This window comes from Cellulomonas fimi (assembly GCF_012952065.1).
GTDB classification, from domain to species: Bacteria; Actinomycetota; Actinomycetes; order Actinomycetales; family Cellulomonadaceae; genus Pengzhenrongella; species Pengzhenrongella fimi_A.
This window is the reverse complement of the sequence record NZ_JABCJJ010000030.1, coordinates 19,472-28,132: the sequence shown is the minus strand read 5'-3', so window position 1 is coordinate 28,132 and position 8,661 is coordinate 19,472. Positions and strand designations below refer to the sequence as shown.

The 8,661-nt window shown below is 72.2% G+C and carries 7 protein-coding genes and 1 pseudogene; 3 read left to right on the top strand and 5 right to left on the bottom strand.

Translation table 11 applies throughout. From position 1 onward, the window contains the following. Positions 1–553, top strand: a pseudogene (locus HIR71_RS17000) (hypothetical protein); the annotation flags it as partial. Positions 554–753: 200 nt separating this feature from the next. On the opposite strand, the gene glnA reads toward HIR71_RS17000, so the two are convergent. Then, entirely contained in the window at positions 754–2,178 is a 1,425-nt protein-coding gene (gene glnA / locus HIR71_RS14065) for a type I glutamate--ammonia ligase (RefSeq protein ID WP_169325700.1), read from the bottom strand. A 139-nt stretch (positions 2,179–2,317) separates the two neighbouring features. Here glnA and HIR71_RS14060 point away from each other — a divergent pair, with 139 nt between their 5' ends. Beyond that, entirely contained in the window at positions 2,318–2,797 is a 480-nt protein-coding gene (locus HIR71_RS14060; RefSeq protein WP_169325696.1) for an RDD family protein, read from the top strand. Between the two features lie 38 nt (positions 2,798–2,835). Here HIR71_RS14060 and HIR71_RS14055 read toward each other — a convergent pair whose 3' ends face one another. The 4 genes from HIR71_RS14055 to HIR71_RS14040 all read right to left on the bottom strand — a co-directional run bounded on the left by HIR71_RS14055 (position 2,836) and on the right by HIR71_RS14040 (position 6,186). Continuing rightward, a complete protein-coding gene (locus HIR71_RS14055; protein WP_169325695.1) occupies positions 2,836–3,564 on the bottom strand; it encodes a DUF4191 domain-containing protein in 729 nt (242 codons plus the stop codon). Positions 3,565–3,647: 83 nt separating this feature from the next. Continuing rightward, on the bottom strand, positions 3,648–4,649 hold the full coding sequence (lipA, locus tag HIR71_RS14050; protein ID WP_169325694.1) for a lipoyl synthase: 1,002 nt from the start codon (positions 4,647–4,649) through the stop codon (positions 3,648–3,650). A 423-nt stretch (positions 4,650–5,072) separates the two neighbouring features. Beyond that, complete coding sequence (gene lipB / locus HIR71_RS14045) at positions 5,073–5,732, bottom strand: lipoyl(octanoyl) transferase LipB (RefSeq protein ID WP_169325693.1); 660 nt, start codon at positions 5,730–5,732, stop codon at positions 5,073–5,075. A gap of 4 nt (positions 5,733–5,736) precedes the next feature. Then, a complete protein-coding gene (locus HIR71_RS14040) occupies positions 5,737–6,186 on the bottom strand; it encodes a MarR family winged helix-turn-helix transcriptional regulator (RefSeq protein ID WP_311836296.1) in 450 nt (149 codons plus the stop codon). A 74-nt stretch (positions 6,187–6,260) separates the two neighbouring features. On the opposite strand from HIR71_RS14040, the gene HIR71_RS14035 reads away from it, so the two are divergent. Beyond that, on the top strand, positions 6,261–8,624 hold the full coding sequence (locus tag HIR71_RS14035) for an MMPL family transporter (protein ID WP_169325691.1): 2,364 nt from the start codon (positions 6,261–6,263) through the stop codon (positions 8,622–8,624). Positions 8,625–8,661 lie beyond the last annotated feature (37 nt).

Genomic DNA, 8,661 nt, shown 5'->3' with positions numbered 1-8,661 from the left:
TCGAGGGCAACAACGGCTCGATCCGCGCCCACTCCTCGTCAGTGAACACCTCGAACCGCGACGCCGACACGCTCATGGCCACAGCCTGACGCCCACCTCACCCCGGATAAGGGAGACACGCCCTAGGTCCGCTGCTGGAAGGAGTCGTGCGCCGGAGGTCATCGACTGGAGCCGTGCGCCGGGGTCGCCGTGCGACGAGGTCCTTCACCCGAAAGGCGAGGGCGGCGGTTGGGTGGTCGACAGGCAGCGGCTTGCGGGCGACGGCGAGCTCGAGCATCCGCTCGGCACCGACGCCCTTGCGCTGGATCCCGTCGAGGTACTTCGCCAATTGGCTGGTCTGCTCACCGCGATTCCCGACGTACGCGACGACCCGCTCCTGCCAGATGTGGAGCGCCTCGCCGTACCGGGCGTTGATCCGGTTGGTGGGGTCTCCTCGGCGAAGACGACCCTCGACACCTACGGCCACCTGTGGCCGGACCGTGACAACACCTCACGTGCCGCCGTTGCGGCTGTCTGCCGGGAGCGACCAGGAGCTACTCGTGGCGAGGCTTGAAAGTGATTCGCTCGCCGGCCGCCGGCCGCCGGCGCTCGACGCCGACCGGTGCTCGGACGAGTCGTCCTCGGCCGTCGACAGCCGTTCCAGCGGATCTCCTGCGGTATTTCTGCGGTATTTGGCTAGATTTCGGTCAACGATAAGGGCCTCTGACGCTGCATCGCTGCAGGTCAGAGTCCCTTATCGAGTTCTACGACGTCTTAGACGTCGTAGTAGAGCTCGAACTCATGCGGGTGCGGGCGCAGGCGGATCGGGTCGATCTCGTGGGTGCGCTTGTAGTCGACCCACGTCTGGATCAGGTCGGGGGTGAACACGTTCCCGGCCGTGAGGTAGTCGTGGTCGGCCTCGAGGGCGTCGAGCACCTCCGCGAGCGTGCCGGGCACCTGCTGGATCTGCGCGTGCTCCTCGGGGGGGAGCTCGTACAGGTCCTTGTCGACCGGCTCGGGCGGCTCGATCCGGTTCTGGATCCCGTCGAGGCCCGCCATGAGCATCGCGGCGAACGCGAGGTACGGGTTCGAGGACGGGTCCGGCACGCGGAACTCGATGCGCTTGGCCTTCGGGTTCGAGCCCGTCACCGGGATCCGGATGCACGCGGAGCGGTTGCGCGCCGAGTACACGAGGTTGACCGGCGCCTCGAAGCCCGGGACGAGGCGGTGGAACGAGTTCACCGTCGGGTTCGTGAAGGCGAGCAGCGACGGGGCGTGGCTCAGCAGGCCGCCGATGTACCAGCGGGCCGTGTCGGACAGGCCGCCATAGCCCTTCTCGTCGAAGAACAGGGGCCTGCCGTCCTTCCAGAGCGACTGGTGCACGTGCATCCCCGAGCCGTTGTCTCCGAAGAGCGGTTTCGGCATGAAGGTCGCGGTGCGGCCCGCCTGGTGCGCGACGTTCTTGACGACGTACTTGAACAGCTGGACCTTGTCGGCCGACTTGGCCAGCTCGTCGAACCGGTAGTTGATCTCGGCCTGCCCGCCAGTGCCCACCTCGTGGTGCGAACGCTCGACCTGCAGGCCCAGGGAGTCGAGCACCATGACGATCCGGTCCCGCAGGTCGGCGAAGTGGTCGACCGGCGGCACGGGGAAGTAGCCGCCCTTGAACGGCGTCTTGTGGCCGAGGTTGCCGCCCTCCTCGACCCGGGCGGTGTTCCAGGCGCCCTCGATCGAGTCGATGGAGTACATCGCCGAGTTCGCCTTCGTCTCGAACCGGACGTCGTCGAAGATGTAGAACTCGGCCTCGGGCGCGAAGATCGCCGTGTCCGCGATCCCGGTGGACTTCAGGTACGCCTCGGCCTTCGCCGCGACCTGGCGGGGGTCACGGCTGTACGGCTCGTCGGTGTACGGGTCGACGATCGCGAAGTTGATGTTGAGCGTCTTCTCGGTCCGGAACGGGTCCACGTACGCCGTGGTCACGTCCGGGATGAGCTTCATGTCGGACTCGTGGATGGCCTGGAAGCCGCGGATCGAGGACCCGTCGAACATCTGGCCCTCGGTGAAGAAGTCGGCGTCCAGCGAGTACGCCGGCACGTTGAAGTGCTGCATCACCCCGGGCAGGTCGCAGAAGCGCACGTCGACGAACTTGACGTCCTGCTCCCTGATGTAGGCAAGGACTTCCTCGGCGTTGCTGAACATCCGCTGCTCCTCGATCTCGACTGCGCCCGGCACGGGCCTGCGCCGACGGTAGGGGGGCGGCGTTACCCGACCGTGTACCCGATGTTTCCGCCGTGTTACGCGGGGGCCGGGCCCATGTCGACGCGGATAGGCTACGGGGGTGGCTGCGCGCGAGGACCTCGGGTCGTGGCTCGAGGGCGGTCCGCCGCGGGGGAGCGGCGGCGAGCCGGGCCCCCTCGCCGGGCTTCCGGCGGCGGGCACGGGATCGCGGGCGCCGCTCGCTCGGCGCCTGGTGGCGCTGGCGATCGACTGGGCGCTCTCCTCGGTCATCGCGACGCAGCTCCTCGGCCCCGAGCCGCTCCTGCCCGTCATGGTCTTCGCGCTCGAGAACCTGCTGCTCGTCGGCACCCTCGGTTACACGATCGGTCATCGGCTCGTCGGCATCCAGGTCCGGCCCGTGGCGGCAGCCACCCGCGGCGCGAGCACGGACCCCGCACCGGACGTCCCGCGGCTCGTCGGCCTGGGGCGGGCGGCGCTCCGCACCGCGCTCCTGTGCCTCGTGATCCCCGCGGTCGTCTGGGACCGTGACGGCCGCGGTCTCCACGACAGGGCCGCCGGCACGGTGATCGTCCGGCGCTGACGTCGGCGACGATCCGGGCGAGCAGTCGCAGGCTCGGGTCAGCGGCCGCGCATGCCCTTGCGATCCGGACGGGCCCGCATCGGGTCGACGCCCCTCGGGACCGGCAGCCGCATGCCGCCGAGCGCCGTGAGGCGCTTGGAGATCTCCGCGACCTCCTGCTTGGTGAGCGTGCTCTTGAGCTTCTGCACCTCGCGGGGCAGCTTGCTCAGCGCGACCTGCCCCTCCTCGTGGCCGTACTGCAGCATCGTGATCGGCACGTTGGGGAGCACGCGGGCGGTCCGCTTGCGCTCGACCTCGAGGAGCTTGGCGACGCGGTTCGGCGGTCCCTCGCTCACCAGCACGACGCCCGCCCGGCCGACCCCGCGGAAGACCAGGTCCTGCGTCCGGGGGTCGACGGCCACGGGCTCCTCGCCGAACGTCCAGCCGCGACGGATGGTGCCCAGGGCGGCCCGAGCGGCGCCGGGCTGGCCCTCGATCTGCGCGTACGCGGCCTTCTCCGCCTTGCGCGCGAGGATGAACATCGCGGCCAGTGCGCCGAAGGGGAGGCCGAGCAGGAGGGTGTAGAGCCACGGCCCCCACCAGAAGCCGATGAGCAGGGCGAACGCGACGACACCGACGAAGGCCGTGAGCATGAGCCAGGTGACCGACGGGTCCTGCTTCCGCGTCATCTGGTACGCCTGCCACACCTGGTGGTACCAGCGGGTCTTCTTCTGCTTCGGGGGCTTCGCGGGAGACGCGCTCGCGCCGATGCTGCTCTGACGGGCCATGGTGCCCCACTCTAGTCGGCTGACGGGAACGTTCAGGGCCGAGCCGGGCCGGTCCGTCGCCGCTTCGCAGGCCGCGCCGCCGGTCAGCGCGCGAGCAGGCTCGACGCCTCCTGGCGCGACGTCCGCGCCTCGGCGAGGTGGGCGAGCTGCGGCGGGATCTCCTCGCCGCGGCGCTGCATGGCCTGGCCCCACAGCCGCCCGGCCCGGTAGGACGACCGCACGAGCGGCCCGGACATGACGCCCAGGAACCCGATCCGCTCGGCCGCCTCGGCGAGCGCCACGAACTCCTCCGGTCGCACCCAGCGGTCCACCGGGTGGTGCCGCACCGAGGGGCGCAGGTACTGGGTGATGGTCACGAGGTCGCAGCCTGCCTCGTGCAGGTCGACGAGCGCCTGCTCGGCCTCCTCGATCGTCTCGCCCATCCCGAGGATGAGGTTCGACTTGGTGACGAGCCCGTCGGCGCGGGCCGCCGTCAGCACGGAGAGCGACCGCTCGTACCGGAACCCGGGACGGATCTGCTTGAAGATGCGCGGCACGGTCTCGACGTTGTGCGCGAGCACCTCGGGACGCGAGGAGAACACCTCGGCGAGCAGCTCGGGCACCGCGTTGAAGTCGGGGATCAGCAGCTCGACGCCGGTGCCCGGGTTGAGCGCGTGGATCTGCCGCACGGTCTCGGCGTAGAGCCAGGCTCCGCCGTCGGGCAGGTCGTCACGCGCGACGCCCGTGATGGTCGAGTACTTCAGGCCCATCGCCTGGACCGACTCGGCCACGCGACGCGGCTCGTCGGCGTCGAACGCGGCCGGCTTGCCGGTGTCGATCTGGCAGAAGTCGCAGCGGCGGGTGCACTGGTCGCCACCGATGAGGAAGGTCGCCTCGCGGTCCTCCCAGCACTCGAAGATGTTGGGGCACCCGGCCTCCTCGCACACCGTGTGCAGGCCCTCACGCTTCACGAGGCCCTTGAGCTCGCTGTACTCCGGGCCCATGGTCGCGCGGGTCTTGATCCACTCGGGCTTCTTCTCGATGGGAGTCGCGGCGTTCCGTGCCTCGACGCGCAGCATGCGGCGGCCCTCGGGTGCGATCGTCACGCCGTCACCCTACGCCAGCCCGCGTCGTCGGCCCCTCGTGACGGTCGGGTCGCGCCACGGCGCGACGCAGGAGACCGGCACCCGGATCCCCCGGGGACCGGGAGAGGCGGGCCACGCGGTCGACGTGCTCGACGCCGACGACGTCACGTCCCTCACGGGTACGACGCGGTCGTGCTGGGATCGCGATCGACGTCGGTCGGCTCACCGCGTCCGTGCGCGCTCTCGAGCGGCGACTGCGCGTCCAGCTGGCCGAGCGTCCGCTCCGGTTCTTCTGGTCGGGTCCGATCGGGAGGCCGCTGAAGCCCGTCGAGCGACCGGCCGAGGTCGACCACCGCGACTCCCGCGACGTGCGCGGCTGGGCCGCCACGATCGCCGACGAGGTGACGCACCCGCGCCTCCCGCAGGGCTGGCCGGCGGCCCCGTTCAGGCGGCATCCCGCCCGGCGGCGAGCATCGGGCCGAGCGCGACCTCGAGCCGGTCGGTCACGACGTCCACGACGTCGGCGATCGGCACATGCCGGCCGGTCTCGACCGAGAGCGACGTCACGTCGGCGTCCGGGATGCCGCACGGCACGATCCGCGAGAACTCGCCGAGGTCGGCGTCGCAGTTCAGCGCGAAGCCGTGCATCGTCACGCCGCGCGCCACCCGGACGCCGATGGCGGCGACCTTCCGCTCGCGGCGGTCGCCGTCGGCCGGGAACCAGACGCCGCTGCGACCCTCGACCCGGGTCGCGACCAGGCCGAGCTCGGCGCAGACCTCGATCAGCGCCTGCTCGAGCGCGCGGACGTACGCGACGACGTCGATCGGATCGCCGAGGCGGACGATCGGGTACCCGACGAGCTGCCCCGGTCCGTGCCACGTGATCTTGCCGCCGCGGTCGACGTCGACGACCGGGGTGCCGTCGACCGGCCGGTCCCACGAGGCGGTGCGACGGCCGGCGGTGTAGACGCTCGCGTGCTCGCACAGCAGGAGGGTGTCGGGTCGCGTCCCGGCGAGGACGTCGGCGTGGACAGCGCGTTGGAGGTCCCACGTCTCGCGGTAGTCGGCGTGGCGGGTCCCGAGGTCGAGCGCGACGAGCTGCACGTCGTCAGGGTAGCTGGCCCGGTCGCGGCGGGCTCTGCCCGGCGATGACCATGAGCGCCAGGAGCTCGCGCAGCTGCTCGACCTGCTCGGGTCCGAGGCCGCGCGTGCTGAGCGCCTCGGCCGGGGCCGGGTCGGCGGCCTCCCGCATCACCTCGGCGCCGAGCGCGGTGAGGGAGATGACATGCCGACGCCGGTCGTCGCCATGGGGCCGGCGGGTCACGTAGCCGGTTCGCTCCATGCGGGCGAGGACCCGGCTCATGGTCTGCTCCGTGACCGACGTCGCGGTGGCCAGCTCGCGCTGCGAGTGGTCGCGGTGCGCGAGCAGCACCAGCACCGGCAGGCTCGCGTGGTTGAGGTCCCAGGCCGCGAGGTGGGCGTTCCAGTCGCGTTCGACCTGGCGCGCCGCGCTCGACAGCAGGCGGCCCGTGGGCCAGCGCCTCACGTCGTCGGGCACCTCGGCGCTCCTCTCGCTTGCTCGACCCACGATTCCGTTTGCTCGATCCACGATCCGGCCCAACAATACTCAGCATGCTGAGTAGTTCCCGGTCCGCCACCGCGCTGCGCGCCGTCGTCATCCTCCTCGTCCTCGCCGCGTGGCTGGGGGTCGGCGCGTTCGGGGGGATGGCGCAGGGCCAGCTGTCCCAGGTCCAGAGCAACGACGCCGCCGTCTTCCTGCCCGCGTCGGCCGAGTCGACCCGGGCCGCGAAGGCGAACGAGGGCTTCGTCGACTCGGAGACCCTACCCGCGCTCGTCGTGCTCACCCCGGCGGCGGAGGGGAGGGTGACCCCTGACCAGCTCGAGGCGGTCCAGCAGCTCGTGGCGGGCATCCCCGAGCTGGCCGTCCCCGGCGCGGACCCGGCGGCCGGCGACCCCGCGATGCTTGGGGACGTCCTCACTGCCGAGCCCGTCGTCGTCCCCGCCGAGGACGGGGCGGCGCTGCTCGTCCCGCTGTCGCTCGACGGCGCCACCGCCGAGGAGACGCTCGCGGACGACGAGGGGGTCGTGGGCGCGGTCGTCACCGCGTTGCGCGCCGCGCTCGCGGACGAGCTGGGCGCGACCGCGGACTCTGCGGGTGACGTCGGCCTCCGCGCCTGGGTCACGGGACCGGCGGGCTTCGTCGCGGACCTCGTCAACGCGTTCGGGGGCATCGACCTGGTCCTGCTCCTGGTCGCGCTCGGTGCGGTCCTGCTCATCCTCGTCGTGGTCTACCGGTCACCCTTCCTGCCGTTCGTCGTGATCCTGACCGCCGTGTTCGCGCTGAGCGGCGCCGCGCTCGTCGTCTACAACCTGGCGAAGAACGGCACGCTCGCGCTCAACGGCCAGACCCAGGGCATCCTCTCGATCCTCGTCGTCGGTGCCTCCGTCGACTACGCCCTGCTGCTCGTCGCCCGCTACCGCGAGGAGCTGCGGCACGTCGAGAGCCCGGTCACCGCGATGAACCGCGCGGTCCGGGCGTCGGTCCCGCCGATCGCGGCGAGCGCCGGGACGGTCATCGCGGGGCTGATGTGCCTGACGCTCTCGGACCTCGCCTCGAACAAGAGCCTCGGCCCCGTCGGGTCGATCGGCATCGTCTCCGCGTTCCTCGCCGCGCTCACGCTCCTGCCGGCGTTCCTCCTGGTGCTCGGGCGGCGCTCGCGCGCGCTGTTCTGGCCGCGCGCCCCGCGGCCGGCCGCCGGGGGGGTCCACGCCGCGCCCGTCGGCGAGGCGACGTCGATCCCCACGGCGGAGGTGCTCGCGGGTGGCTGGGGACGGCTCGCGCGGTTCACCGGCCGCCATGCGCGGCCGGTCTGGGTCGTGACGGCGCTCGTGCTCGCGGCCGGGGCCGCGTTCCTGCCCACCTTCCGCGCCGAGGGCACGAGCCAGGCCGACGTCTTCCTCACCGACGTGGACGCCGTCTCCGGCCAGGAGGTGCTGGCCGAGCACTTCCCGGCAGGTTCCGTCCAGCCGGCGGTCGTCATCGTCCCGGTGGGCGACGCCGACGCCGTCGTGCAGGCCGCCGAGGCCGTCGACGGCGTCACGGCGGCGGCGATCTACACGGGGGAGACCGGCGGTGCGCCGACGGGTCCGCCGCCCGCGGCGGGTGGCGGGGCGGCCGCACCCGACCAGCGGCCGGCCGTGCCGGTGGTGGTCGACGACCGGGTCCGGGTGGACGTCGTCACCGAGGACTCCGCCGACACGCAGGCGGCCGTCGCGACGGTCGAGGCGCTGCGGACCGCCGTCCACGCCGTCTCGCCCGACGCGCTGGTCGGGGGAGCGGCCGCCGAGACGCTCGACACGCAGGACGCGAGCGCGCGCGACCTGCGCGTGATCGTCCCGGTCGTGCTCGTCGTGATCCTGCTCATCCTCGCGCTCTTGCTGCGCTCGATCCTCGCCGCGGCGCTGCTCATGGCCGCGAACGTCCTGTCGTTCGCAGCCGCGCTCGGCGTCTCGGCGCTCGTGTTCAACCACGTGCTCGGCTTCCCGGGAGCGGACCCGGTCGTGCCGCTGTACGCGTTCACGTTCCTCATCGCGCTCGGCGTCGACTACTCGATCTTCCTCATGACCCGGGTCCGCGAGGAGGCCGTGCACGTCGGCACGCGTGAGGGTGTGCTGCGCGGGCTGGCGGTCACCGGCGGCGTCATCACGTCTGCGGGGGTCGTGCTCGCCGCGACGTTCGCAGCGCTCGGGGTGATCCCGCTGCTCTTCCTCGCGCAGCTCGCGTTCATCGTCTCGTTCGGTGTGCTGGTCGACACGCTCGTGGTGCGCAGCCTGCTCGTGCCGGCGCTGGTGCACGACGTCGGCCGGCGCACCTGGTGGCCCAGCCGGCTCGGCCGCGCGGACACCGAGGCGGCGGCGCTCGCCGGCTCCGCCGCGAGCGCGCCCGAGCCCCACGGGCAGCACGTCGCGCGCTGACACGACGGCTGGAGACCGGAGCAATCGTCTCGCGGCT